Here is a 24,836-nt window from a genome sequence, read left to right as displayed (position 1 = left end):
CGATGAAAAAAATAAAAATCAAAGTAAATGGTAAAAACAGATCAATTTCTGAAACATATAAACTTTCAAATTTAATAAAACACCTTAAAATTCCTATGAAAAAAGTAGCAATTGAACTTAATGAAGAAATAATAGATAAAAAAAATGTTAACAAAATTAAATTAAAACAAAACGACAAAATTGAGATTGTTCATTTTATAGGAGGAGGGTAGCATGAAAAAAGATAATCTCATCATTTCTAAAAAAAAATTTAAATCTAGATTAATTGTTGGTACTGGAAAGTATAAAACTATGTCTGAATGTGCCAAAGCTATCAAATTGTCAGGAGCAGAGATAGTAACTGTTGCAGTTAGAAGAGTAAATATTTCTGATAAGAACAAACCTTTGTTAATGGATTATATAGATCCAAAAAAGATTACCTATTTACCTAACACAGCGGGTTGTTTTAATTCTAAAGAAGCTCTTAGAACTTTGAGATTGGCAAGAGAAATAGGTGGGTGGAAATTGGTTAAATTAGAAGTTTTAGGAGATAAGGAGAATTTATTTCCAGATATGATTGAAACTTTAAAATCTACTGAAGTTCTTACTAAAGAGGGATTTAAAGTTATGGTTTATTGTAACGATGATCCATTAATGGCAAAAAGATTAGAAAATGTTGGAGCTGCTGCGATAATGCCACTAGCAGCACCAATTGGATCAGGTTTAGGAATACAAAATAAAATTAATATTCAAATAATCAGGAAGCAAACAAAACTTCCATTAATAATTGATGCAGGTCTTGGACAAGCTTCAGATGCTACAATTGCAATGGAGCTGGGTTGTGATGGAGTTTTGGTAAACACTGCAATTGCAAAAGCAAAAAAACCATTTGATATGGCTCTTGCATTTAAAAATGCTGTTATTGCTGGAAGACAATCATACAACTCAGGAAGAATAGATAAAACCTTAATGGGAAATCCTTCCTCTCCTCTTAAGGGTATTATTTAGCCTTTTTAAAAAATTTTTTTTTTTTATAATTTTTTTTAATTTTCTTAACTTCTTTTTTTTGAGAAATCTTATCTTCTTTATTTTGGGTTTCTAAGTTTTTTAATTTTTCATAATACTCAACAAGTTCAATAGTTTTTTTGGATTTATTCTGAATGTTGATAATATATTCTGGAATTATCAGAGTGTTGTCACTGATTATATCAATTGTCATTTTATTCTTTTTTTCAAAGTAAGTTAAATCATTGACAAAATTTTCTTTTAGAAAATCTGAAATTTTTTCACAGACTTTTACTTCAACAAATTTTGCTTTATTAGTTACAGCCTTCAATTCAACAATTTTTAATAATTTTTGAGCAAAAGACTCGTCTGTTAAAGTTACCTTCCATTTAACAGCACTTTCTCTCAATCTTTGCCTAGACATTTCTAAAAGGCCGAAATTACTTATTCTTCCTATTTGAATTCTCGCTCTATCAGATCTACATTTTTCCTTAAGCTTTCTTTCTACTAAGCGTCGGTTGCCAAAACTAAGCATATCGATGAAGTCTATAATTATTAATCCTGATAAATCTCTTATTTTTATCTGTCTCGCAATTTCTTCTGCAGCTTCAATATTTGTATCTAAGGCTGTACTCTCAACATTTTTACCTTTAATTGAACTACCAGAGTTAATATCTATTGATACAAGCGCTTCGGTAGGATTAATAACTAAATATCCTCCTGATTTGAGTTTAATTTCTGAGTCAAAAATTTGATTTAATTTTTGTTCAATATTTTCCTCAATAAATAGTGGTGTTCTTCCTCTATATTTTTTAACTTTTTTTACACTTGATGGCATCATTGTTTTCATAAAAGATTGAGCTTTTTTATAACCTTCATTTCCTTCAACAATAATTTGGTTAGTACTATCATCGTACATATCTCTTAAAGTTCTTTTAATTATTTCGCTTTCTTGATGAATTAAAGATGGAGCTATAGAATTAATTGCATTATCTTTTATCTGTCCCCAAGTATTAATAAGAGTTGTTAAGTCACTATTGATTTCATTTTTTGTTTTATTACTTCCTGCTGTTCTTACAATTAAACCCATCTCTTTAGGAATTTCAATTTCATTTAAAATAGTTCTAATTTTTTTTCTATCTGCAGGATTAAATATTTTTCTAGAAATTCCACCACCTTTAGGTGTGTTAGGCATCAAAACTATGTACTTTCCTGCAATTGAAATAAATGTACTTAGCGCAGCACCTTTTTGACCTCTTTCGTCTTTGATGACTTGGACAAGAATTACTTGATTAGGTTTAATAACTTCTTGAATTTTGTATCTTTTAAATTTGAATCTTTTTTCAGGTTTTTTTTCAGTTTTTTCCTCTGTATCTAAATTTTCTTTTGTTTCTACTTCTTCTTTATCAGATTCTACATCTTGAACTTTTTCCTCTATTGGATCATCTATTTCAAGTTTGCCCTCAGCAATATTTTCTTCTTCTTTTGCCTCAACTTGTTTTGAAAGCTCTTCTCTTGCTTTTTCCTCTTCTTCTTTTATTTTTTCTAGGTCAGCCTTTGGTATTTGATAATAATCTGATTGAATATCATTAAATGATAAAAATCCATGTCTTTCTCTTCCAAAGTCAACAAAGGCTGCTTGGAGAGAAGGTTCAATTCTACTTACCTTTCCTAAATAAATGTTATTTTTAATTAAATTGTTTTTTAAACCTTCGTACTCGTAGTCTTCAATATTTTCGCCTGATTTAAGTACAACTCTAGTTTCATTTGGATGCGATGCATCGATATATAAATTTTTTTCCATATTATGTTGATTTTTAAGTTCATTAATTTTTTTTAGTAATAAATTTTGTTTAATTCTGATGCCTTATCTTTAACAAATTCCAAGATATAATGGAAATAAAATGAGTAAATTATTTACAAATATTCTATTATTTTGCTCAACTATTTTAATATTATTAGGTATTTTAATATTTAGTATTTTATGGAAATACTCCAATGATATCCCAGATTATAAATTTCTAAAGAGTTATAAGCCCCCAGTTTCGAGCAAAGTTTATTCAAGAAATGGAGAATTAGTTGCAGATTTTTCAAAAGAAAAAAGAGTTTTTGTTCCTTACAATGCTATACCAAAGAACGTAATTAACGCATTTTTATCTGCAGAAGATAAAAATTTTTTCTCTCATCCCGGTATAGATGCGAAAGGTGTTCTAAGAGCAATTATCAATAATATTTCAAATATAATGGCTTCTAAAAGATTGGAAGGTGCCTCAACTATTACTCAACAAGTAGCAAAGAATTTTTTACTAACAAATGAAGTAAGTCTAAATAGAAAGATAAAAGAGGCAATATTAGCATTTAGGATTGAGAGAGCTTTGTCTAAAGAAAGGATATTAGAACTTTATTTAAATCAAATCTATCTTGGTAGTGGAGCCTATGGTGTAGCTGCTGCAAGTTTGGAATATTTTGATAAATCTATAAGAGAACTTAATTATTCAGAAGCCGCATTGTTAGCTGCTTTGCCTAAAGCACCCAGTAAATACAATCCTTATAAAGATATAAATTTAGCAAAATTTAGAAGAAATTTAGTTTTAAAAAATTTATATGAAAATAATTATATTACATCTGAGTGGTTAGAAAAATTAAGCAATCAAGAAATTAAATTAAAGAAAAAACAAAAAATATACTTAGAAGATGCGCAATATTATATTGAAGACGTTAGAAAAAATGTCATAGAAAGTTTGACCTACGATAAAGTTTATAAACAAGGTCTAAATATCAATACTCCAATAGATTTATATTTACAAAAAATTGCAACTAATTCTCTGAGATCTGGATTAATTTCCTATGATCAAAGAAAAGGTTGGAGGGGAGCACTAATTAACAAACCTTACAATTCGAACTGGCACAAAGATTTAGATAAATACAAACTTGAAAAATCAATTAATTGGAAATTAGCAATTGTAAAAAAATTAAATAAATTTTCAGCAATTGTAGAAACGATTGATAAAAATGATGGTGTTATTGAATATAAAGATATTTCTTGGACAAAAAAAGAGTTTAACCAATTATTAAAAATTGGCGATATAATTTATGTGAAACAAATAAAAGATAAAAAATACAGTTTACAACAACTGCCAAAAATAAATGGAGGAATTGTTGCAATGGATCCTTATACAGGAAGAGTTTTGGCTCTTAATGGTGGTTTCAGTTTTAAAAAAAGTGAGTTTAATAGAACCACACAAGCGAAAAGACAACCAGGGTCTGCATTCAAACCATTTGTTTATGCTCTTGCTTTAGAAAATAATTATACACCTACATCATTGGTTTTGGATGCACCATTAGTTTTAGATCAAGGAGATGATTTGAAGTTGTGGAAACCAGAAAATTATGGAAAAAAATTTTACGGTCCATCTACAATTAGAACTGGGTTGGAGAAATCAAGAAATCTAATGACAGTTAGAATAGCTCAAGATTTAGGGTTAGATAAAATTATCAACTATTCTAAAAAACTTTCAATTTACAAAAATCCTGAGGAACTTTTGTCAATTTCCTTAGGTTCTGCTGAAACTACTTTGTTGCAGCTTACATCTGCTTATTCTGTTTTTGTTAATGGAGGAAAACTTGTTGAACCTGTTTTGATTGACAGGATTCAAGATAGTGAGGGAAATACTATTTATAGTAATGATAAGAGATCTTGTGTGAATTGTGATTCAATATCCTATCTTAGTGATGATTATCCTGAGTTAAAAAACAAATATATACAAATTTTTTCTGAAGAAACTGCTTATCAAATGACATCAATTCTTGAAGGGGTAGTTCAAAGAGGAACTGCAAAAAAATTAAGAGATTTAAAATTAAATATTGCAGGAAAAACTGGAACAACGAATAATAATACTGATACCTGGTTCATTGGTTTTACATCAAACTTATTAGTAGGTGTTTATGTGGGAATGGATAGTCCAACACCACTTGGTAAATTTGAAACAGGATCAAAAACTGCCCTACCTATATTTAAAAATTTTATAAAAAATTCTGTTAAAAAGTCTGAGGCTAGACCATTTAAAGCTGCAAAAGATACAATTATGATGGTTGTGGATCCCTCAACAGGCCAAAAAGCTAAATTTACATCTGAAAATACAATAATTGAGGTTTTTAAAAAGAAAAATGTTGTAGATGGTAAAGTTCTTTATTCAAATTCTGATAGAATGGATATAAACAACATATTAAAGTTTTACTAATGGATAACAATTACCAACATTACAAAGAAGAAATTAATAAAATTAATCAAAGAATTAAGGAGTATCTTTGAAAACAATAAAATTTACTCAAAACTTGAAAAATTAAATTCTCAAATGTTGGATGCCAATTTTTGGCAAGATAAAGATAATTCAAAAAAAGTTATAAAAGAGAAAAAACTCTACGAAGATTTAGTAAATTCTTTAAATCAGTCTATTCAAAAGTTAAATGATTTTGATGACTTGAATGAGCTTGCTTTTGAGGAAAATAATCTAGCAGTTCAGGAAGAAACTTTACAAAATATTAAGGATTTAAAAAAAGAAGTAAAAAAAAATGAAATCAAATGTTTTTTATCAGACGAAGCAGACGCATTAGATTGCTACATAGAAATACATGCAGGTGCTGGAGGCACTGAAAGTCAAGATTGGGCAGATATGCTGAGAAGGATGTATTTGAAATGGTCTGATAAAAAAAGTTTTACATCAAATTTAATTAGTGAGCACAAAGGAGATGAAGCTGGCATTAAATCAGCAACAATAAAAATTGAAGGTGATTATGTATTTGGTTGGTTGAAAAAAGAATCAGGCATTCATCGTTTGGTTAGAATTTCTCCATTTGACTCAGGAGCAAGAAGGCACACAAGTTTTGCAAGTGTCTGGATTTACCCAGTAGTGGATGAAAATATAAATGTTGAGATTTTAGAGAAAGATTTGAGAATAGATACTTATAGATCAAGTGGTGCTGGTGGACAGCATGTAAATACAACTGATAGCGCTGTAAGAATTACTCATATTCCATCGAAAATAGTAGTCCAATGTCAAAATGAAAGATCGCAACATAAAAATAAAGAAACTTGTATGAATATGTTAAAAGCAAGACTGTACGATTTTGAAATTAAAAAAAGAGAAGAGGAGAACCAAAGTACAGAAAACAGTAAGTCAGAAATTGGTTGGGGGCATCAAATAAGATCATATGTTTTGCAACCTTATAGATTGGTAAAAGATAACAGAACAAATTTTGAAAGCACAAGTCCAGATAAAATTCTTGATGGAGAATTAGATGATTTTTTAGAACAATCTCTTTACAAAATTAAATGAAAATAAACATTTTTAAATACTTTTTATTATCTCTAGGATTTTTAATATCACTAATATTTTATTTAAGCATTGTTGGAATAGAGACCGACAAATTTAATCAGCAGATAAAAGACACAGTTGTTCAAAGCAATAATAATTTGGATGTATCTTTAAAAAAAGTAAAATTAATTCTTGATCCACTTAAACTTAAAATAAATGCAAAAACTATTGGTGCAAACATCTATTATGCAAATAGACCACTTGAGCTCGAATATATAAAAACTCAAGTATCACTTGATTCTCTTCTTAAAAATAAATTAGTTTCCTCTAATTTGGAGGTGGCAACAAAGTCAATATTATTAAAGGATTTTGTAAAATTTATAAGAGCCACAAGTAACAAACCAGAATTATTAATTTTGGAAACTTTAATTAAAAAAGGACATGTAATTTTAGATTTAAATCTTAACTTAGATCAAAATGGAAAAATTAAAAATGATTATAAAATCAAAGGATTATTGAAAGATGGAAAATTTAAATTTTTTAATGGACTAGATTTTAATAATATTAATTTTTTATTTAATATAGAAAAAGACAAATATTTATTTGAAGATATTAAATTTGCATCAGATCAAATTGATTTTTCATCTAAATTATTAAAAATTAGCAAAAAGAATAATAATTACTATGTAGAAAGCAAAATTCAAAATTCTGAGGCAGTTTTATCAGATAATTTAATTAATATATTAAATTTAAATTTAAATAACTTTAATTTAAAAAATACTAAGTTTAGTTCTGAGAATATTTTTAATTTTGAAATAACTAATAAATTTAAATTAACTAATTTAAAAATAGACTCTGACATAAATTTTAAAAAAGTTATTTATGACAATAATTTAATTCCAAATTATTTTTCAAATCAAAATAGTGAAATCTTATTAGATAATCATAAATTAAAATTAATTTATGAAAACAAAGCTCTTATAGCTGATGGTGCAGGTGAATTTAAGTTAGATAATAAAACAAATAAAATTGAATATACTTTTAAAAGAGATCAAAATGATATTGAATTTGAAACTAATTTAAATATTAAAAAAGGAACATTAAAAAATCAAAAAATTATCCAAGAATATTTTCCACTTATTAAGGACCAAATAAATATCGAAAATCATAAAATAAATTTAAAGTATAAAAACAAAGATTTTACCCTCAAAGGTGAAGGTAAAGTAAAACTTAATAAAGATTTTGATTATTTTAAATATTTTTATAACAAAAATGATAAGGATTTTGAATTCATATCTGACATTAATTTAAAAAGTGTTGATTTAAAAAATCAAGAATTCTTAAAACAATTTTTTCCATCTACTAAAAAATTTCTTAACCTTCAAAATCACAAACTCAATATCAAATATAAAAATGGTTCATTAACTTTTTCAGGTAATGGAAATATAAAAATTGATAAAAACTATGATGAAATAAATTACTTTGTTCTTAATGATAAAGAAAAAACCAATTTTGATTTAAAACTAATTTTAAATCAAACAGATTTTGAAATTAAAAATTTAAATTATAAGAAAAATATAAATGAAAAAACAAATTTATCAGTTGCTGGAATATTAAAAAGTTCAAAAAATTTAAATTTTGAAAATATTAGTATTTTAGATAAGAGAAATAAAATTAAGATCAATAATTTAATATTAGATAAAGATTATTTAATAGATAGATTTGATAAAATTGATTTTGATTATATTGATACTGAGAATAAAGATAATCAATTTATTATTCAAAGACAAAAACAAAACGATTATAAATTAAATGGATTGTTCTTGAATGCTAATTCTATAGTAACAAATTTACTTCAAAGTAAAAAGGAAAAAGAAAATAAAATTTTTAAGAACAATTTTAATTTAAAAATAAATCTGAATGAAGTTTATATAGATGAAATTTATTTTGTTAAAAATTTACAAGGGTTAATTTTTATTAAAGATAATGAAGTTGTAGATACAAATTTATCTGCAAATTTTGAAAATAATAAAAACATAGCTTTTTCTATTGAAACAAAGAATAACGGTGAAAAAATAACTAAACTTTATTCATCTAAAGCAAAACCATTGGTGAAAAGATATAAATTTATAAAAGGATTTGATGAAGGCGACTTAGATTTCATATCAACAAAAAAAAATGAAAAATCAGTATCAAATCTTAAAATATATGACTTTAAGTTAAAAGAGGTCCCAGCATTAACAAAACTTCTAACACTAGCTTCCTTACAAGGAATTGCTGATATTTTAACTGGAGAAGGAATAAGATTTGATGAGTTTGAAATGAAATTCAATAACCAAAAAAATCTTATGACAATAGATGAACTTTATGCAATTGGCCCAGCTATTTCGATATTAATGAGTGGTTATGTGGAAGAAGAAAAATTGGTAAGTCTAAGAGGGACTTTGGTGCCAGCAACAACTATAAATAAAACAATAAGTAAAATTCCATTATTAGGTAAAATTTTAGTTGGTGATAAAACAGGAGAGGGTGTTTTTGGGGTTAGTTTTAAAATAAAAGGACCCCCAAAAGATCTTGAAACCTCAGTAAACCCAATAAAAACATTAACTCCAAGATTTATAACTAGAACTCTAGAAAAAATTAAAAGAAACTAACTTAATTCAATTTTAATGTGTCTTTTTTTGCCTATAGAAAGTTTTAAATAATTCTCTGTGAATAGCTCCTGATTAATAATAAATTTTTCGTCTGAAACTACAGCATCATTAATCTTAATAGCTTTACCCTTAATTAATCTTCTTATCTCACTTTTTGAATTTTCTAATTTAGATAAAATTATTAAGTCAATTATATTGATTTTATTTTCTAATTGTTTTGCTTCAATTGTAACGCCAGGTAAGTTAGAGCCTAAAGAATTTCCAGAAAATGCCTCTTTTGCTGCTTGCTCAGAATTTTGAGCAGCATCTTCTCCATGTAACATAGCTGTGGCTTTGTTTGCTAATAATATTTTTAATTCATTAATATTTTTTTCCTCTAAAGCATTGATTTCACTTATTTCAACATCAGTAAACATTTTTAAAAATTTCATTACATCTCTGTCATCAACATTTCTCCAAAATTGCCAATAGTCATAAGCTGATAAATATTTTTCGTCTAACCAAATAGCACCGTTTTCAGTTTTTCCCATTTTTGCACCTGAGGCTAAAGTAATTAATGGCGTTGTTAATCCGTATGTTTGGTTATTAGAATATCTCTTAATAAGCTCGACACCGTTTACAATGTTTCCCCATTGATCGGAACCACCTATTTGCAGAACACAATTTTCTTTTTTATTCAATTCTAAAAAGTCGTAGGCTTGGAGTATCATGTAATTAAATTCCATATAACTAAGCGACTGTTCTCTTTCTAATCTTAGCTTTACACTATCAAATGTAAGCATTCTATTTATGGTAAAATGTTTTCCTATATCTCTTAGAAAAGAAATATAATTTAAATCTTTAAGCCAGTTGTAATTATTGACATATATAGGTTTTGTTTTTGGATCATCATTATCTAGAAATTTTTTTAGAATATTTTGAATATTTTTAATATTTTTTTCAATTTCACTTTCTTCTAAAATTTTTCTTGTTTTATCTTTTCCTGAGGGATCACCTATTCTTGTTGTACCCCCTCCTAACAATACAATTGGCTGATGTCCATTTTTTTGTAACAACCTCAAACACATAATTTGTAATAAACTACCAACATGTAAACTTTCAGCAGTACAATCAAATCCTATGTAAGCTTTAATTTTTTCTTTATCTAATAAGTTAGATAAGTCAGCTTCACTTGTGCATTGATAGAAATATCCTCTATCTTTAAATTCTTTTAAAAATTTATTCATAAGACTATATTTACTATATACAAATTTTTTTTAAAAATAATATCAATGAAAAAAAAATTATTTTCAGCTATGGGCTTAATGAGTGGCACATCCATGGATGGGATAGATGTTTCAATAATTAAATCTGATGGATATAACGAGGTAGAACTAATTTTGGATCAATACTTTGAGTACGATACTGATCTCTATAGGCAATTATCAACTTTGAGAGACAAAATTAAAAGTAGTGAAGATTTGACAAAATATTCTAAAGAATTGAGTGATTTAGAGAGGGCTTTAACCATTTTTCATGCTGAAAAAATTAGCAAAATTGTATTAAAAAATGGAATAAAAATTGATCTTATAGGTTTTCATGGTCAAACAATTTTTCATAACCCTCAGATTAAAATTACTAAACAACTAGGTGATGGAAATTTATTATCTCAATTATTAAAAAAACCAGTTATTTATGATTTCAGACAAGCAGATATTGATAACAATGGTCAAGGAGCACCTCTAACACCAATTTACCACAGATTATTAGTTAATAATTTTTTAAATAAAGAAAAAGATAATTCAGCTCAACCTATTTGCATTGTTAACATTGGAGGAATATCCAACGCTACAATAATAAATGATATATCCAACAATATAGAAAATGATTTGATAGCTTATGATATTGGTCCAGGTAATTGTTTAATAGATGAATGGATCAGGAATAATTCAAATTTAACTTTTGATGAGGATGGTAAGATTGCAAAATCTGGAAAAATTGATCAATTAATTCTAAATCAAGCAATAGATAATTTCAAAATTGAAACTTATTCAAAATCACTTGATGTAAAAGAATTTGATATTTCTTTTGCAAGAGGTTTATCTTTAGAAGATGGGTGTTCAACAATTACAGAATTCACAGCATATTTGATTGCAGAAGGAATCAAATTTTTAAATAAAAATAATTCTAATAAATATTTATTTTGTGGAGGAGGTCGAAAGAACAAATTTTTGATTGAATCAATTATTAGAAATTCAAATTTAAATAAAAATAATTTTGATATGATAGATAATTTTCATCTGAATGGAGATTATATCGAGTCCCAAGCGTTTGCTTATTTAGCAATCAGATCTAAATTAAATTTACCTATTTCTTTTCCAAGTACGACAAGATGTAATGCCCCAGTCATTGGAGGCAAACTAGTAAATAATTATTAATATAAAGCTGTTTCTTTTTTTATATATTTATCCAAAGTTTTTGTTAAAGCATCATCAGTTTTAGAAAAGAAATGATTTGCTTCAGTTATTGTTTGAAATTCAACTTTGATACCTTTTTGAGCGCTTAATCTTTTATCCAATTCAGTAATATATTCTACAGGTACCAATTCATCCTTTTTTCCATAAACAACCATCCCAGATGTTGGACATGGAGATAAAAAAGAAAAATCATAGACATTAGGTTGTGGAGATATGGCTATAAATCTATTTATTTCCGGTCTTCTCATTAGCAGCTGCATTGCAATCAAAGAACCAAAAGAAAATCCTGATACCCAACATTGCGAATTATCAAAATTTTCTCTTTCCAACCAATCTAGTGCTGCTGCAGCATCTGCCAGTTCACCCTGACCATTATCAAATTCTCCATCACTTTTTCCAACTCCTCTAAAGTTTACTCTGCAAACTGAAAAATCATTTTCCATGAATGTATGAAATGTATCTACAACTACTTTATTATTCATAGTTCCCCCATACTGTGGATGAGGCTGTAGGACTAATGCAATAGGAGAAGTATTTTTTTTACTTTTATAATATTTAGCTTCCAATCTACCAGCAGGTCCAGGTATAAAAATTTCTAAAATTTTATTATCCATATATGCAATTGATTATTGTTCTCAAAAAAAATGTACGTTTATCACAACTGAGCGACAAAATGGTAGTCTTTTTTTACTTTATAAACTTGACCATTTTAGTCGGGTATGTATAAAAAGCCACATTTTAAGGGTAAAAATGAAACTAACATCAAAAGGAAGATATGCCGTAATGGCATTAGTTGATCTAGCAAGGTTTGATAATATCAAACCTGTATCATTAAGAGACATTTCTTTAAGACAAGGAATTTCATTAGATTTTTTAGAGCAAATATTTTCAAAACTTAAAAAAAATCAAATTGTGAAAAGTATTAGAGGTAATCAAGGAGGTTACATTTTATCAAAAGACCCTAGTGAAGTAAAACTTACAAATATTTTCAATGCAGTAGATGAGAAAGTTAAGACTGTTCAGTGTAAAAAAGAGTCTAAAAAAGGTTGTAACGGTAAAGCTACGAAATGTATTACACACAATCTATGGGATGAACTCGAGGTTCATATTAATACTTTCTTTGAAAATAAAAGCTTAAACGACTTATTAAAAAATAATAAAGAGAACAGAGTATAGTATGGATAGTAGGCAGAAAGAAATAGATAGTTTGAAAGATTACAAATATGGTTTTTCAACAGATATAGAAAATACAAAAGCCCCTAAGGGTTTGAACGAGGATGTAATAAAATTTATCTCCAATATTAAAAAAGAGCCTCAATGGATGTTAGATTTTAGATTAAAAGCTTTTGAAAGATTTAAACAACTAAAAGAGCCTGATTGGCAGAAACCAAAATATCCTAAAATAGATTATCAGGACCTCTACTACTACTCAGCTCCTAAAAGCATGAAAGATAAACCAAAAAGTTTAGATGATCTTGATCCTAAATTATTAGAGACATATAAAAAATTAGGAATTCCCCTTCAAGAGCAAGCAAGATTAAATGGTATTGCTGTGGATGCAGTTTTCGACTCTGTTTCTGTTGCAACTACTTTTAAAGAAGAACTTACTAAGCAAGGAATTATATTTTGCTCGATGTCTGAAGCTATTCAAAAACATCCTGAATTAGTTAAAAAATATCTTGGATCAGTTATTCCTACAACTGATCATTTTTTTGCAACTCTTAATTCTGCAGTCTTTACTGATGGCTCATTTGTATACATTCCAGAAAATGTTAAATGTCCTATGGAATTGTCTACTTACTTTAGAATCAATGCATCAGAAACAGGACAATTTGAAAGAACATTAATCATAGCTGATAAAGGAAGTTATGTAAGCTACCTAGAAGGATGTACAGCTCCAATGAGAGATGAAAATCAATTGCATGCAGCTAATGTTGAATTAATTGCTCTTGACGATGCAGAAATAAAATATTCAACAGTTCAAAATTGGTATCCAGGAGATAAGGATGGAAAAGGTGGAATATATAATTTTGTTACTAAAAGAGGGTTATGCAAAGGTAAAAATTCTAAAATTTCTTGGACCCAGGTAGAAACTGGTTCAGCAATTACTTGGAAATATCCAAGTTGTATTTTGAAAGGTGATAATTCTGTCGGTGAGTTTTATTCTATAGCAATTACAAACAATCATCAAAAAGCTGACACTGGAACTAAAATGATACACTTAGGAAAAAACACAAAAAGTAAAATAATTTCAAAAGGAATTTCAGCAGGTAAATCAGATATGATGTACAGAGGATTAGTAGATATATCTTCAAAAGCTGATAATTCTAGAAACTTTACTCAATGTGACTCTTTATTAATGGGCAACAAATGTGGAGCTCATACAATTCCTTATATCAAGAATAAAAATCTTAAATCAAATATAGAACATGAAGCAACAACATCAAAAATTAGTGATGAACAGCTATATTACTGTAATCAAAGAGGATTAAATCAAGAAGAGGCAGTTAGTTTAATTGTAAACGGTTTTTGTAAAGAAGTTCTGCAGCAGTTGCCAATGGAATTTGCAGTAGAAGCACAAAAACTTGTGGGTATTAGTTTAGAGGGGAGTGTTGGATAGATGTTATCAATAGAAAATCTTAAAGCAAAGATTGATGAAAAAGAAATATTAAAAGGTTTAAATTTAGATATTAAACCAGGAGAAGTTCATGCAATTATGGGTCCAAATGGATCTGGAAAAAGCACATTATCAAATATTTTGTCAGGCAAAAAAGGTTACGAAATAAATGGTAAAGTTACATTTGATGGAGAAAACTTATTAGAATTAGAAACAGAAGAAAGAGCTCATAAGGGAATCTTTTTAGCGTTCCAATATCCAATGGAAATACCAGGTGTTAATACAAACACTTTTTTAAAAACATCAATAAATGCAATTAAAAAAGCTAGAGGCGAAAAAGAGTTAGATGCAATTGAATTTTTAAAATTAATAAAAGAAAAATCTGCAGAACTAAAATTTGATGAAAAAATTTTAAACCGTCAATTAAATGTTGGATTTTCGGGTGGAGAAAAGAAAAAAAATGAAATTTTACAAATGTCTATCCTAAATCCAAAATTATCAATTCTAGACGAAACAGATTCAGGATTAGATATAGATGCTTTAAGAATAGTTTCAGAAGGAGTTAATTCACTAAGAAATAAAAACAATTCTTTTTTAATAATAACTCATTATCAAAGATTGTTGGATTATATCAAACCTGATTTTGTTCATGTTCTTAAAAATGGACAAATTATTAAATCAGGTGATTTTGAATTAGCAAAAGAATTGGAAAAAGTAGGTTATGAGGATTTTAATTAATGCAAAATGAACTTAAATTAAATTTTGATAAAATTATTAGTTTAAATAATTTTTCTGATAGTCAGAAAAAAATTAAACAAGAAAATTTTAATAATTATTTTGAAAAAGGCTTACCAAATAAAAGAAATGAGGATTGGAAATTTTCAGATATAAATCAAATTATTTCAAAAAATTTTGATAATTTAAACTTTATTGTTGATCAAAATAAAATTTTTGAAGAAAAAGATTTTCCACTAGAATTTGAACATAATAAAATAAGTTTTGTTGATGGAAAATTATATGATTTTGATTTTAAACACGAAGCCAAAGATAAAATCTTAGTCGATCAGAATTTAGACTTAGATGATACTGTTTATCAAAATACTCTTTTAAATTTGAATTCAGCATTTCTTACTAGTGTTTCGAAAATTACTATTAAAAAAGGTTACAATGTTAAAAAACCTTTGATTTTATTTAATTATTTAAGTGATGGTTTAAAATCTTCTGCAATTAATTCTAGAGTAGATATTAATTTAGAAGATGACAGTTCATTGTGTGTAGTTCATTTTTTAAATGAAAATTCTGAAAAAAATTTCATTAATTTTAGACAAAAAATTAAGATTGGAGAGAATTCAATTTTAAAAAATTACAGTCTAGACTCAAATACTTCAGAAAATATAAAGTATTTCAACAAAGATATTAATTTATCCAAAAATAGTCATTTAGAATATTTTATTTTATCAGAAGGTTCAAAATTTATAAAACAAGATATCAATTGCAATCTAGATGACGAATATGGTTCTATTGCATTAAATGGAATTATCAATTTAGAAAATGAAAAACATCATGAAATAAAAACTGTAATTAATCATAAAAAAGAAAATTGTAAAAGTTATCAATTAATTAAAAGTGTATTGAATGATAAATCAAAAGGTATTTATCAAGGTAAAATTTTTGTAAGTCCTGAAGCACAAAAAACAGATGGATACCAATTAAGTAGAGCTTTATTGTTAAATGAAAGTGTTGAATTTAATGCTAAACCAGAATTAGAAATATATGCAGACGATGTTAAATGTTCACATGGATCTACATCAGGAAATATTGATGAAAATTCAATTTTTTATTTAATGTCTAGAGGTCTCAGTTATTCAGAATCAAAAAAATTATTAACAAATGGTTTTCTTAACGAGGTAATTGAAAAAATTTCTAATGAAGATGTAAAAAAATTAGTTAAAAAATTATCAGGTATAAATGTATGAACATAGATCAAGTTAAAAAAGAATTTCCAATATTTGATGAGAAAATCCAAAATAATGATTTGGTTTATTTGGATAGTGCAAATTCATCACAAAAACCAAAAGTAGTGGTAGATAGAATTAATGAATTTTATACCAAACAATTTTCTAATGTTGGTAGAAGTGTTCACTATCTTGCGGTTGCTGCAACAAATTTATATGAAAATACTAGAACATCAGTTCAAAAATATATTAATGCTAAAGATAAAAATGAAATAGTATTTACCAAAGGTGCTACCGAAGCATTAAACCTTGTTGCTAATACATTGGGTCAAAATCATTTAAACGAAGGTGATGAAATATTAATTACCGAATTAGAACATCATTCAAATTATGTACCTTGGCATTTTTTAAGAAAATCTAAAAATATAAAAATTAATTTTGCAGAAATAAATGAAGAAGGTGAAATTACACTAGAAGAAATTGAAAAGAAAATTACTCCTAATACAAAAGTTATTTCAATTACTCATTTATCAAATGTGACTGGAGCAATATTGCCAGTAAAAGAAATTACTGATTTAGCACATTCAAAAGGAATAATAGTTGTCGTAGATGGTTGCCAAGGAGCTCCTCATTTAAAGCTAGATATGCAAGACTTAGATTGTGATTTTTATGCAATTTCTTGTCATAAAATGTATGGCCCTACAGGATTAGGGGTTCTTTATGGTAAGAAAAAGTGGCTGGATGAACTTCCTCCTTACCAAGGTGGTGGCGGAATGATTAGAGAGGTTAAAAAAGATAGAATTACCTATGGCGATTTACCTAATAAATATGAAGCTGGAACCATGGCTACAGCGCAAGTTATTGCTTTTGATCAATCAATTAAATTTCTGGAGAGCGTAGGTATTGAAAATGTTATGAAACATGAAGCAGAATTAGTTGAGTATGGACAAGAATTATTAAAAAAAAATAATTCAGTAAAATTAATTGGAAACCCAAAAAATAAAGGTGGAGTTTTGTCTTTCACTTTAGAAGGTGTGCATCCTCATGACATCGCAACAATTTTAGATGAAGACGGAGTTGCAATAAGAGCTGGTCATCATTGCTGTCAAATTTTACATGACAAACTTAATATACCAGCGAGCGCACGAGCTTCCGTTGGAATATATAATACCAAAGAAGATTTAGATAAACTTAATGATGCAATAAATAACTGTAAGAAAATATTTAATTTAAAATGAATTTAAAAGAATTATATCAAGAAATAATTTTAGAGCATGGAAAAAATCCACGAAATCTTCGTAAGACAGAAGATTTTAATAAAGATGCCAAAGGCAACAATCCACTGTGTGGTGATAACGTTCATGTCTATTTAAAATTAAATGGTCAAAGAATTGTAGAAGATATTTCATTTGAAGGTAGTGGTTGCGCAATTTCTATGGCTTCTGCATCAATAATGACAGATTTAATTAAAGGCAAAAATGAAAATGAAGCAAAAGAAATTGTTGAAGATTTTTTGGGGATGATTAAAGAAAATCCTGAACTTAAATCAGAAAATCTTAAAGAAGATGAAAAAACAAAACTAATGTGTTTATCTGGAGTAAAACAATATCCAATGAGAGTAAAGTGTGCCACACTATCTTGGCATACACTAGTCTCAGCTTTTGATAATAAAACTGATGAGGTTAAAACAGAAAATTAATTATGTCGAAAAAAGATCAAATTATTGAAGAAATTAGAAAAATTTACGATCCTGAGTTACCAGTGAATATTTATGAACTAGGTTTGATTTATGATATAAAAGTTGAGGATGATAAATTTGCAAAAATTAAAATGACTTTGACCACTCCTAATTGTCCAGTTGCTGAAAGTTTACCTAAAGAAGTTAAAGATGGTGCAATGCAAGTTGAGGGTATTGAAGACGTTGATCTTGAATTAGTTTGGGACCCACCTTGGAATAAAGACATGATGTCAGAAGCTGCAAAACTGGAGTTAAATTTATAATGAATCCAATTATTAAATTAAGTGATAATGCTGCGGAAAGAATTAAAGAAATTATGTCTAATGCAGAAAAAGATTCTTTAGGTGTAAGAGTTTCAGTTAAATCAGGAGGTTGCGCTGGTATGTCTTACGTTATGGAGTATACCAAAGAAGTAAATCCAAATGATGAAGTCATTGAGGAAAAAGGTGTAAAAGTATTTGTCGATTCTGCAGCTATTATGTATTTGCTTGGAACAGAAATGGATTACAAAAAAGAAGAACTATCTTCTTCGTTTGTATTCAATAATCCCAACGAAACAGAAAGATGTGGATGTGGAGAATCCTTTAAAATCTAGCAAAAGTTGAATATTCCCATTTAACGCATATCAGTATTGCATCATACGCATACCTAGTATATATATTTAGGTATGAACAAATTTGAATTTAAAAATCTTGTTAAAAACCTAAAAGATACAATTAAAGAAAGAACTTTCTTTAAAGATTTACGTAAAGAAGTTGAGACCGGTGCAAACGGTACTCAAGATTACGTTGTTAAAAAAGGTATTAACAAAGATACAATTGCAACAACCAAACAGTAATTAAATATTAACTACTGTAATACATCTCAAACTCTACAGGATGAGGTGCATGTTCAAATTTATGAATTTCCTCAAACTTAAGAGCTATATAAGCATCGATTTGGTCATCAGTAAATACACCACCTTGAGTTAAAAACTCTCTATCTTTATCTAAGCTTTCCATCGCTTCTCTTAAAGATCCACAAACAGTTGGTATAGCTTTTACTTCTTCTGGTGGCAATTCATATAAATCTTTATCAAAAGACTCACCTGGATGTATTTTATTTTTAATTCCATCGATACCTGCCATTAACATTGCTGCAAACGTTAGGTAAGGATTACCTGCTGCATCTGGAAATCTAATTTCACATCTTGCACCTTTTTTACTTAAAGTAATTGGAATTCTACATGATGCAGATCTGTTTCTCGCAGAGTAAGCTAATAATACTGGTGCTTCAAATCCAGGAATTAATCTTTTGTAACTGTTCGTAGTAGAGTTAGCAAAAGCATTAATTGCTTTAGCGTGTTTTAAAATTCCACCAATATAATGAAGTGCAGTTTCTGAAAGTCCTGCATATGCTTCACCTGAAAATACAGGGGTATCACCTTTCCAAATAGATTGGTGAATATGCATACCTGAACCATTATCACCTGCAACTGGTTTTGGCATGAAAGTTGCAGTTTTTCCAAAAGAATGTGTCACCATTTGAACTACATACTTATAAAGTTGAACGTTATCTGCTTGGTCAACTAAAGTTCCAAAATACATACCAAGTTCATGTTGACTTGGAGCAACTTCATGGTGGTGTTTTTCAACTTTGATACCAACTTCTTTTAAGTTTTTTAAATATTCACCACGCATATCTTGTTCACTATCTACAGGTGGCACAGGAAAATAACCTCCTTTGATTTGAGGTCTATGTCCCATATTTCCATTTTCATATTCTTTACCTGAATTATATGGACCTTCTTTACTATCAATTTTAAATCCACTTTCATTCATGTCATTTTTAATTCTTACATCGTCGAAAACAAAAAATTCTGGCTCAGGTCCAAAAAACGCTTTATCACCAATACCTGATGCTTTTAAATATTCCTCTGCTTTTTTTGCAACTCCTCTTGGATCTCTTTCGTAAGGATCTTTTTTGATTGCATCTAAAATATCACAGAACAAAACTACAGTATTATGAGACGTGAAAGGATCCATGAACATTCTTGCAGTATCAGGTTTTAAAATCATGTCAGATTCGTTAATTGCTTTCCATCCAGCAATAGATGAACCATCAAAAAACACTCCTTCATTAAGCATGTCAGCATCAACTATTGATGCATCCATAGTTAAATGTTGAAGCTTTCCTCTTGGATCAGTAAATCTTAGATCTACGAATTCTGCTTCTTTTTCTTTAATAAACTTTAAAACGTTTTCTGCACTCATTTTGTCTCCTATGTAATTTTGATGGAGCCTAATTAGCAAAAAAAAGTTAAAAAATAATGCTTATTTAATAAATAACACCTATGCATTTTTTACATAAGTAGTGTATCTACTCAATCAAATTAAAGAATTTAATAAATTCCATGGAATCAATACTAGATAAAGAACCAGTAAAAAGGGCAGAAAAAGCTCTTAAATCATTCGATCAAAATTTAAATGTTATCGTATTAGAAAAAACAGCAAGAACAGCCAATGATGCTGCTACAGCTTTGGGTTGCAACGTTGGTGCTATTGTTAAAAGTTTACTTTTTAGGGCAGGTGACAACTATATATTAAGCTTGGTATCTGGGGACAAGCGTTGCTCATTAAATAAGTTAAAAAAAATTATTAATGAAAAAGACGTGTCCATGGCATCTCCTGAAGCCGTTAAAGAAAATACTGGATATACAATTGGTGGAGTGTCACCAGTAGGTCACTTAAAGCAATGTAAAATCTTTATTGATAAAAGTCTTGAAAGATTCCCAGATATATTTGGTGCAGCTGGACATCCAAATGCTGTATTCAAGATAAATTATAATAAGTTAATTGAAATAACAAACGGAACACCAGAAGATATTATTGAATGAGAGAACCAAAACTAATTGATTATAGTTTATTAACGTTGTTAGCATTGATTTGGGCATCTGCTTTTTTTAATATTAAAATTGCAACCTATTCATTTGGTCCTGTTACGATTGCATTTCTAAGAGTTTTTTTTGGTTCAATTCCAGTTTTACTACTTTGTTTTTACAAACAAATAAAAATCGAGGCATTTTCAAAAGATTGGCATTGGTTTGCAATGATTGGATTTATAAATTTAGTGGCTCCATTTTTTTTAATAGCATATGGAGTTAAATCTGTTCAAAGTAACTTAGCGGCAATTTTAATGTCATCAACTTCACTTAGCTCAGTAGTACTAGGACATTTTTACACCAAAAATGAAAAATTTAATTTAATTAGAACAATAGGAGTTCTAATTGGATTTTCAGGAATAGTTTATTTATTTTCAGATAATTTATTAATTAATGAAAATAACTTTACTTCAGCATTATTAATTTTGTTAGGTGCTACTTGTTATGTAATTGGAGGTCTTTTAACATTAAAAATAAGTAAGAAAAAAAATGAAAATGTAACCAGTTCAATTTTGATTTGGGCTACTATTATATTATTACCTTTAGTATGTTTGATTGAACAACCTTGGAAAACTGTTCCAAGATTAGATTCTACTATTTCAGTTATTTATCTTGGGTTGGTATCTACTGGAATTGCTTGGTTATTGAGATTTAGAATTTTAATTAACAATGGTTTAATTTTTCAATCTCAAGTATCTTATTTAATTCCAATATTTGGTACCATTTTAAGTTATATCTTTTTAAAAGAATTGGTTACTACTAAAGTTATAATTTCATTGATTGCAGTTGCTACAGGTATCTATTTTGTAAGAAAAGGTACAAAATTTAAATAATGTTTTTTATTGCCTCTATATGAGAAGGGCGAGTTTCACAACATCCTCCGAGAATAGTGGCTCCATTTTCTTTAAATTTTTTTGCAAAAATTGATATTTTTTCAGGATCTAAATCTTTTCTTTGACCTAAAAAACTATTGGGGTTAGATCCATCATTCTCTTTATACTGAGAAGTATAACCACCTTTAGGTTTGGTTGTAATAAATCCGTTTAATTTGAAACCAAATGGAACTTTAAGTTTTTGAATTTCATCTAAATTATTTTCATAATTTTCAGGCGAAACACATGCTAGAATTACTCCTAAGCAATTTTCTGTAATTATTGAATTAATTTCAGAAATTTTTTCTCCACTTGGTAAAGAATTTCCTTCAGAAATATGAACCCCAACTAAGTATGGTTTATTAAATTTCTTAATAGCTTCTATTCCACATCTAATTTCTTTGATACTGCTCCATACATCAAAATAGAAAAAATCTACTGAAGGATTTAGTATTTCTGCTAATTCCAAATGATCTTTTGTAATTTCTTTTTCACTTCTCTTGTCTTCTTCATATGTCAAATCTTGAGGCGGGAGTCCTCCTGCAATCTTAATATGAGAATTATTTAATTTAGCTTTTTGTGCAATTTCACAGGCTTTCTGATTTAAGAATTTAAATTGATCTTCTATTCCATTTTCTCTCAATCTTTTTCTTCTCGTTGTAAAAGTTGTAGTTACAATTACATCAGCTCCTGATTTAATAAAATCATTATGAATATTAAGTATTAAGTCGTGGTATTTTTCCTCAATTAAAGCATTTGCACTCCACAAAGTTCCCTTGGGTTCCATGCCTCTGGCCAATAATTCTTGACCCATTCCACCATCTAAAATTTTTGTTGTTTTAAAAAAATCCTTATTCATTTTATCCTCACTTTTTTAGTGCTTAAGCTACATGCAGGTGCACAATATAGTTCAACTACCTTGCTAATTAGATCTATTGAGAATTTCCATTTTAGCAGTTTATGCCCGCAATAGGATCAAATCGGCAAATAGATTTATATAATATTATTAAAATTTGTAAATTATTTAATAAAAATTATTTTAGCATTGAAAGAAAATGATCTTCTTTCTTCCTCAATATTAAATGGGTAGGCTGTATGCATTAAGTAATTGGGAAATATTAAAAGATCACCTTTTTTTGGTATCAAATTAAAAATACTTTTTGAAAGAAAAGCTTTTTGTCCATTAATAAAATCAATTGTTCCATTGGTTTTTATTTTTTTATTTTTAACATTTTTATTTTTTGTCATATGTTTTGGAATTTTTAAATAACCAACACCTGATAAGTCCCCTTCATGATAATGTATAGGATTATACTCATTTTTATATTGGCTAACGACCCATAGGTTTAAAATTCTAATTTCTTTAATTTTTTTAATATGTTCTTTAGTTAGAAAAATTTTAATATTTTTTATTAATTCTTTTTCTAAATTTTTCTTTATAAAACTTTTAGAAATTTGAACTTCTTTTCTAATTTGACTTGCTAATTTTGAACTATAATCATTTGATTTTGAGAAGATTTTTGTATCAACTTCTTTGTTAAGTTTTTCTAAAAATTTTTTAGAAATTTTAGATTTTCCTATTGAAGGCCCAAATGGTTTAAAATTTTTCATGAGAGATTAAATATATCAAAAAATAATTAATTCAACTTATGCAATAAGTGTTATGCCCATTCTTATAGCAACAAAAATTACTAAACATGCAGTCATTAGGGCTAATATTTTGTTAGATAGGAATTTTATATTTAAAAAACTTCCAATTTGACCACCAATTAAGACAGCAACAAATAGTGGCCAGTAATTTAAAAATTCGTTGAAGACTATATCCTTTGTTAATTGTCCACCTATACCAAAAATTGAATTTACTAAAATAAATAAAGATGCAGTACTTGTTATATGCCTTGGCAATCCTGCTTTCATCAAAAATAAAATAGGACTTAAAAATATCCCACCACCAATTCCAACCAAACCAGATATAAAACCAATTATTGATCCTATTAATATTGATAAAACTAGGGGTATTTTTTTAATTACAATTTTTTGTTTGTTATAGGATTTGCTTTCAATAAGTAAAAAAACTCCAGCTAATATTAAAATGAAGAAAAGTAAGATTTCAAATAAATTTTTGTCAATAGAGATCGATGCTCCGATAAAAGAAAGAGGTACAGAACCAATTAAATAAGGATAAAGTAAATTAAAATTAATATTCTTTGATTTTAAAAAATTTATAGAATTTCCTGAAACTACAATAATATTACAAATCAAAGCTAAAATTGGAAAAATATAGTAAGGGACATCCCAAATTAAAAGTAAAGCAAGATAAGTTGAGCCACCACCAAATCCTATACTTGAATATAATGCTGCAGTTATAAAAAAAAATATTGTAAGTATAATCATTAAAATAAATTATTTATGATTGTAAATATAGCTTTACTAACTGTAACAGATACAAGAACAATTGATAACGATAAATCTGGTGCGATCTTGGTTGAAAAAATTAAAGAGGCCAATCATCAATTAATTGATAGAAAAATTTGTAAAGATAATAAAGTAGATATAGTTAAAATTCTAAAAGACTGGACTAATCATAAAGATATTGATGTTATCATAACAACTGGTGGCACAGGTTTAACTGGAAGAGATATTACACCCGAAGCTGTTGATGAAATAGCAGATAAACATATTCCAGGATTTGGTGAAGTTTTTAGAACTATTAGTTTAAAAACAGTTGGCACATCTTCAATTCAATCTAGAGCTTGTGCGGTTCTATCAAATGGTAAATACATATTTGCCTTACCAGGATCCTCAGGAGGAGTGACAGATGCTTGGGACGGTATTCTTAAACATCAATTAGATATTAATCATAAACCTTGTAATTTTGTTGAATTGTTTCCTAGACTAAAAGAGAAATAAAAAAATATCTCATTATTTTTCCAAAACTCACAAGCAATAAAAAAATTAAAAATTTAATTCTCATCGTTCCAGCAATAAAAGTAATTGGATCACCAATAATTGGTACCCACGCAAATAACAAAGACCATTTACCATACTTTTTAAACCACTTGGATGATCTATCAATTTGTATGTTAGTAAAAGGAAACCATTTTTTATCTTGAAATTTCAAGAAATAAATTCCTAGAAACCAATTGAAGATAGATCCTAAAATATTTCCAAAACTTGCAAAAAATATTAACAAAAATTTGTTATAAGTTTCTGATAACAGATAAGTTGCTAATATAGCCTCAGATGAAAAAGGAAGTATTGTTGCAGCTAAAAATGAAACAATAAATAGACTTAAATAGGCAAACATTAACTAGAATTGAATAGA

The 24,836-nt window shown here is 27.7% G+C and carries 26 protein-coding genes and 1 riboswitch; of the genes, 18 read left to right on the top strand and 8 right to left on the bottom strand.

Going from position 1 to position 24,836, the window contains the following annotated elements:
- Positions 1-2: 2 nt before the first annotated feature.
- Positions 3-212 carry a sulfur carrier protein ThiS gene (gene thiS, locus ACTTAO_RS01115; protein WP_440690491.1) on the top strand — a complete coding sequence of 70 codons (210 nt, stop codon included), beginning with the start codon at positions 3-5 and terminating at the stop codon, positions 210-212.
- A 1-nt stretch (position 213) separates the two neighbouring features.
- Positions 214-987: a thiazole synthase gene (locus ACTTAO_RS01110; protein ID WP_440690489.1), complete on the top strand. Its 774-nt coding sequence runs from the start codon at positions 214-216 to the stop codon at positions 985-987.
- Here ACTTAO_RS01110 and ACTTAO_RS01105 read toward each other — a convergent pair.
- On the bottom strand, positions 980-2,788 hold the full coding sequence (locus ACTTAO_RS01105) for an Rne/Rng family ribonuclease (RefSeq protein ID WP_440690487.1): 1,809 nt from the start codon (positions 2,786-2,788) through the stop codon (positions 980-982). The genes ACTTAO_RS01110 and ACTTAO_RS01105 overlap by 8 nt on opposite strands.
- Positions 2,789-2,888: 100 nt before the next feature.
- Between ACTTAO_RS01105 and ACTTAO_RS01100 the strand changes: the two genes are divergently transcribed.
- Genes ACTTAO_RS01100 through ACTTAO_RS01090 form a run of 3 tightly spaced genes read left to right on the top strand, consistent with a single transcriptional unit; the run spans position 2,889 to position 8,953 of the window.
- Positions 2,889-5,225, top strand: a complete 2,337-nt coding sequence (locus ACTTAO_RS01100) for a penicillin-binding protein 1A (protein ID WP_440690485.1) — start codon at positions 2,889-2,891, stop codon at positions 5,223-5,225.
- A gap of 3 nt (positions 5,226-5,228) precedes the next feature.
- Positions 5,229-6,320, top strand: a complete 1,092-nt coding sequence (gene prfB, locus ACTTAO_RS01095) for a peptide chain release factor 2 (RefSeq protein WP_440691092.1) — start codon at positions 5,229-5,231, stop codon at positions 6,318-6,320.
- A complete protein-coding gene (locus tag ACTTAO_RS01090; protein ID WP_440690483.1) occupies positions 6,317-8,953 on the top strand; it encodes a hypothetical protein in 2,637 nt (878 codons plus the stop codon). The genes prfB and ACTTAO_RS01090 overlap by 4 nt, the downstream gene beginning before the upstream one ends.
- Here ACTTAO_RS01090 and tyrS read toward each other — a convergent pair.
- The gene (tyrS, locus tag ACTTAO_RS01085) at positions 8,950-10,179 is read right to left on the bottom strand and encodes a tyrosine--tRNA ligase (protein ID WP_440690481.1); all 1,230 of its coding nucleotides are present in this window, start codon (positions 10,177-10,179) and stop codon (positions 8,950-8,952) included. The genes ACTTAO_RS01090 and tyrS overlap by 4 nt on opposite strands.
- A gap of 45 nt (positions 10,180-10,224) precedes the next feature.
- On the opposite strand from tyrS, the gene ACTTAO_RS01080 reads away from it, so the two are divergent.
- Positions 10,225-11,370, top strand: a complete 1,146-nt coding sequence (locus tag ACTTAO_RS01080; RefSeq protein ID WP_440690479.1) for an anhydro-N-acetylmuramic acid kinase — start codon at positions 10,225-10,227, stop codon at positions 11,368-11,370.
- On the opposite strand, the gene ACTTAO_RS01075 is transcribed toward ACTTAO_RS01080, so the two are convergent.
- Complete coding sequence (locus ACTTAO_RS01075; protein WP_440619478.1) at positions 11,367-12,011, bottom strand: alpha/beta hydrolase; 645 nt, start codon at positions 12,009-12,011, stop codon at positions 11,367-11,369. The two genes, ACTTAO_RS01080 and ACTTAO_RS01075, sit on opposite strands and share 4 nt — an antisense overlap.
- Before the next feature lie 148 nt (positions 12,012-12,159).
- Here ACTTAO_RS01075 and ACTTAO_RS01070 point away from each other — a divergent pair, with 148 nt between their 5' ends.
- The 9 genes from ACTTAO_RS01070 (at position 12,160) to ACTTAO_RS01030 (ending at position 18,557) form a co-directional block, all read left to right on the top strand.
- On the top strand, positions 12,160-12,585 hold the full coding sequence (locus ACTTAO_RS01070; protein WP_440690477.1) for an Rrf2 family transcriptional regulator: 426 nt from the start codon (positions 12,160-12,162) through the stop codon (positions 12,583-12,585).
- Between the two features lies 1 nt (position 12,586).
- Entirely contained in the window at positions 12,587-14,029 is a 1,443-nt protein-coding gene (sufB, locus tag ACTTAO_RS01065) for a Fe-S cluster assembly protein SufB (protein ID WP_262589522.1), read from the top strand.
- Positions 14,030-14,764 (top strand): Fe-S cluster assembly ATPase SufC, encoded by a 735-nt coding sequence (gene sufC, locus ACTTAO_RS01060; RefSeq protein WP_440618646.1) that lies wholly within the window; start codon positions 14,030-14,032, stop codon positions 14,762-14,764.
- Entirely contained in the window at positions 14,764-16,002 is a 1,239-nt protein-coding gene (gene sufD, locus ACTTAO_RS01055) for a Fe-S cluster assembly protein SufD (RefSeq protein ID WP_440690475.1), read from the top strand. The genes sufC and sufD overlap by 1 nt, the downstream gene beginning before the upstream one ends.
- On the top strand, positions 15,999-17,219 hold the full coding sequence (locus ACTTAO_RS01050) for an aminotransferase class V-fold PLP-dependent enzyme (RefSeq protein ID WP_262589518.1): 1,221 nt from the start codon (positions 15,999-16,001) through the stop codon (positions 17,217-17,219). The genes sufD and ACTTAO_RS01050 overlap by 4 nt, the downstream gene beginning before the upstream one ends.
- On the top strand, positions 17,216-17,680 hold the full coding sequence (gene sufU, locus ACTTAO_RS01045) for a Fe-S cluster assembly sulfur transfer protein SufU (RefSeq protein ID WP_262589517.1): 465 nt from the start codon (positions 17,216-17,218) through the stop codon (positions 17,678-17,680). Before ACTTAO_RS01050 ends, sufU begins: the two co-directional genes overlap by 4 nt.
- Positions 17,681-17,682: 2 nt before the next feature.
- Positions 17,683-17,982 (top strand): SUF system Fe-S cluster assembly protein, encoded by a 300-nt coding sequence (locus tag ACTTAO_RS01040; protein ID WP_075506523.1) that lies wholly within the window; start codon positions 17,683-17,685, stop codon positions 17,980-17,982.
- Positions 17,982-18,314, top strand: coding sequence for a HesB/IscA family protein (locus ACTTAO_RS01035; protein WP_075506524.1), 333 nt, complete (start codon positions 17,982-17,984; stop codon positions 18,312-18,314). Before ACTTAO_RS01040 ends, ACTTAO_RS01035 begins: the two co-directional genes overlap by 1 nt.
- A gap of 72 nt (positions 18,315-18,386) precedes the next feature.
- A complete protein-coding gene (locus ACTTAO_RS01030) occupies positions 18,387-18,557 on the top strand; it encodes a hypothetical protein (RefSeq protein ID WP_262589515.1) in 171 nt (56 codons plus the stop codon).
- A 7-nt stretch (positions 18,558-18,564) separates the two neighbouring features.
- Here the strand turns inward: ACTTAO_RS01030 and glnA are convergent, their stop codons facing one another.
- Positions 18,565-19,971 carry a type I glutamate--ammonia ligase gene (gene glnA, locus ACTTAO_RS01025; protein ID WP_440635040.1) on the bottom strand — a complete coding sequence of 469 codons (1,407 nt, stop codon included), beginning with the start codon at positions 19,969-19,971 and terminating at the stop codon, positions 18,565-18,567.
- Positions 19,972-20,111: 140 nt separating this feature from the next.
- Between glnA and ACTTAO_RS01020 the strand changes: the two genes are divergently transcribed.
- Both ACTTAO_RS01020 and ACTTAO_RS01015 read left to right on the top strand, forming a co-directional pair.
- Positions 20,112-20,594, top strand: a complete 483-nt coding sequence (locus tag ACTTAO_RS01020) for a YbaK/EbsC family protein (RefSeq protein WP_440690473.1) — start codon at positions 20,112-20,114, stop codon at positions 20,592-20,594.
- Positions 20,591-21,472 (top strand): DMT family transporter, encoded by an 882-nt coding sequence (locus ACTTAO_RS01015; protein WP_440690471.1) that lies wholly within the window; start codon positions 20,591-20,593, stop codon positions 21,470-21,472. The genes ACTTAO_RS01020 and ACTTAO_RS01015 overlap by 4 nt, the downstream gene beginning before the upstream one ends.
- Here ACTTAO_RS01015 and ACTTAO_RS01010 read toward each other — a convergent pair.
- From ACTTAO_RS01010 to ACTTAO_RS01000, 3 genes are all read right to left on the bottom strand, one after another.
- Complete coding sequence (locus ACTTAO_RS01010; RefSeq protein WP_440690469.1) at positions 21,465-22,370, bottom strand: homocysteine S-methyltransferase family protein; 906 nt, start codon at positions 22,368-22,370, stop codon at positions 21,465-21,467. The genes ACTTAO_RS01015 and ACTTAO_RS01010 overlap by 8 nt on opposite strands.
- A 7-nt stretch (positions 22,371-22,377) precedes the next feature.
- A riboswitch (SAM riboswitch) is annotated at positions 22,378-22,440 on the bottom strand.
- Positions 22,441-22,531: 91 nt separating this feature from the next.
- Positions 22,532-23,122 (bottom strand): putative 2OG-Fe(II) oxygenase, encoded by a 591-nt coding sequence (locus tag ACTTAO_RS01005; RefSeq protein WP_440690467.1) that lies wholly within the window; start codon positions 23,120-23,122, stop codon positions 22,532-22,534.
- A gap of 36 nt (positions 23,123-23,158) precedes the next feature.
- Positions 23,159-23,905: a sulfite exporter TauE/SafE family protein gene (locus ACTTAO_RS01000; RefSeq protein ID WP_440690465.1), complete on the bottom strand. Its 747-nt coding sequence runs from the start codon at positions 23,903-23,905 to the stop codon at positions 23,159-23,161.
- 15 nt (positions 23,906-23,920) lie between these two features.
- On the opposite strand from ACTTAO_RS01000, the gene ACTTAO_RS00995 reads away from it, so the two are divergent.
- Positions 23,921-24,421, top strand: coding sequence for a molybdenum cofactor synthesis domain-containing protein (locus tag ACTTAO_RS00995; protein ID WP_440690463.1), 501 nt, complete (start codon positions 23,921-23,923; stop codon positions 24,419-24,421).
- On the opposite strand, the gene ACTTAO_RS00990 is transcribed toward ACTTAO_RS00995, so the two are convergent.
- Entirely contained in the window at positions 24,402-24,818 is a 417-nt protein-coding gene (locus ACTTAO_RS00990; RefSeq protein ID WP_440690461.1) for a YqaA family protein, read from the bottom strand. The genes ACTTAO_RS00995 and ACTTAO_RS00990 overlap by 20 nt on opposite strands.
- Between the last annotated feature and the right edge of the window lie 18 nt (positions 24,819-24,836).

This window comes from Candidatus Pelagibacter sp. HIMB1782 (assembly GCF_052047475.1).
GTDB lineage: Bacteria > Pseudomonadota > Alphaproteobacteria > Pelagibacterales > Pelagibacteraceae > Pelagibacter.
This window is presented reverse-complemented; position numbering and strand designations above follow the sequence as displayed.

Coding starts and splice junctions, on each gene's coding strand:
- thiS (WP_440690491.1), top strand. CDS start 3: ATGAAAAAAATAAAAATCAAAGTAAATGGTAAAAACAGATCAATTTCT.
- ACTTAO_RS01110 (WP_440690489.1), top strand. CDS start 214: ATGAAAAAAGATAATCTCATCATTTCTAAAAAAAAATTTAAATCTAGA.
- ACTTAO_RS01105 (WP_440690487.1), bottom strand. CDS start 2,788: ATGGAAAAAAATTTATATATCGATGCATCGCATCCAAATGAAACTAGA.
- ACTTAO_RS01100 (WP_440690485.1), top strand. CDS start 2,889: ATGAGTAAATTATTTACAAATATTCTATTATTTTGCTCAACTATTTTA.
- ACTTAO_RS01090 (WP_440690483.1), top strand. CDS start 6,317: ATGAAAATAAACATTTTTAAATACTTTTTATTATCTCTAGGATTTTTA.
- tyrS (WP_440690481.1), bottom strand. CDS start 10,179: ATGAATAAATTTTTAAAAGAATTTAAAGATAGAGGATATTTCTATCAA.
- ACTTAO_RS01080 (WP_440690479.1), top strand. CDS start 10,225: ATGAAAAAAAAATTATTTTCAGCTATGGGCTTAATGAGTGGCACATCC.
- ACTTAO_RS01070 (WP_440690477.1), top strand. CDS start 12,160: ATGAAACTAACATCAAAAGGAAGATATGCCGTAATGGCATTAGTTGAT.
- sufB (WP_262589522.1), top strand. CDS start 12,587: ATGGATAGTAGGCAGAAAGAAATAGATAGTTTGAAAGATTACAAATAT.
- sufC (WP_440618646.1), top strand. CDS start 14,030: ATGTTATCAATAGAAAATCTTAAAGCAAAGATTGATGAAAAAGAAATA.
- sufD (WP_440690475.1), top strand. CDS start 14,764: ATGCAAAATGAACTTAAATTAAATTTTGATAAAATTATTAGTTTAAAT.
- ACTTAO_RS01050 (WP_262589518.1), top strand. CDS start 15,999: ATGAACATAGATCAAGTTAAAAAAGAATTTCCAATATTTGATGAGAAA.
- sufU (WP_262589517.1), top strand. CDS start 17,216: ATGAATTTAAAAGAATTATATCAAGAAATAATTTTAGAGCATGGAAAA.
- ACTTAO_RS01040 (WP_075506523.1), top strand. CDS start 17,683: ATGTCGAAAAAAGATCAAATTATTGAAGAAATTAGAAAAATTTACGAT.
- ACTTAO_RS01035 (WP_075506524.1), top strand. CDS start 17,982: ATGAATCCAATTATTAAATTAAGTGATAATGCTGCGGAAAGAATTAAA.
- ACTTAO_RS01030 (WP_262589515.1), top strand. CDS start 18,387: ATGAACAAATTTGAATTTAAAAATCTTGTTAAAAACCTAAAAGATACA.
- glnA (WP_440635040.1), bottom strand. CDS start 19,971: ATGAGTGCAGAAAACGTTTTAAAGTTTATTAAAGAAAAAGAAGCAGAA.
- ACTTAO_RS01020 (WP_440690473.1), top strand. CDS start 20,112: ATGGAATCAATACTAGATAAAGAACCAGTAAAAAGGGCAGAAAAAGCT.
- ACTTAO_RS01015 (WP_440690471.1), top strand. CDS start 20,591: ATGAGAGAACCAAAACTAATTGATTATAGTTTATTAACGTTGTTAGCA.
- ACTTAO_RS01010 (WP_440690469.1), bottom strand. CDS start 22,370: ATGAATAAGGATTTTTTTAAAACAACAAAAATTTTAGATGGTGGAATG.
- ACTTAO_RS01005 (WP_440690467.1), bottom strand. CDS start 23,122: ATGAAAAATTTTAAACCATTTGGGCCTTCAATAGGAAAATCTAAAATT.
- ACTTAO_RS01000 (WP_440690465.1), bottom strand. CDS start 23,905: ATGATTATACTTACAATATTTTTTTTTATAACTGCAGCATTATATTCA.
- ACTTAO_RS00995 (WP_440690463.1), top strand. CDS start 23,921: ATGATTGTAAATATAGCTTTACTAACTGTAACAGATACAAGAACAATT.
- ACTTAO_RS00990 (WP_440690461.1), bottom strand. CDS start 24,818: ATGTTTGCCTATTTAAGTCTATTTATTGTTTCATTTTTAGCTGCAACA.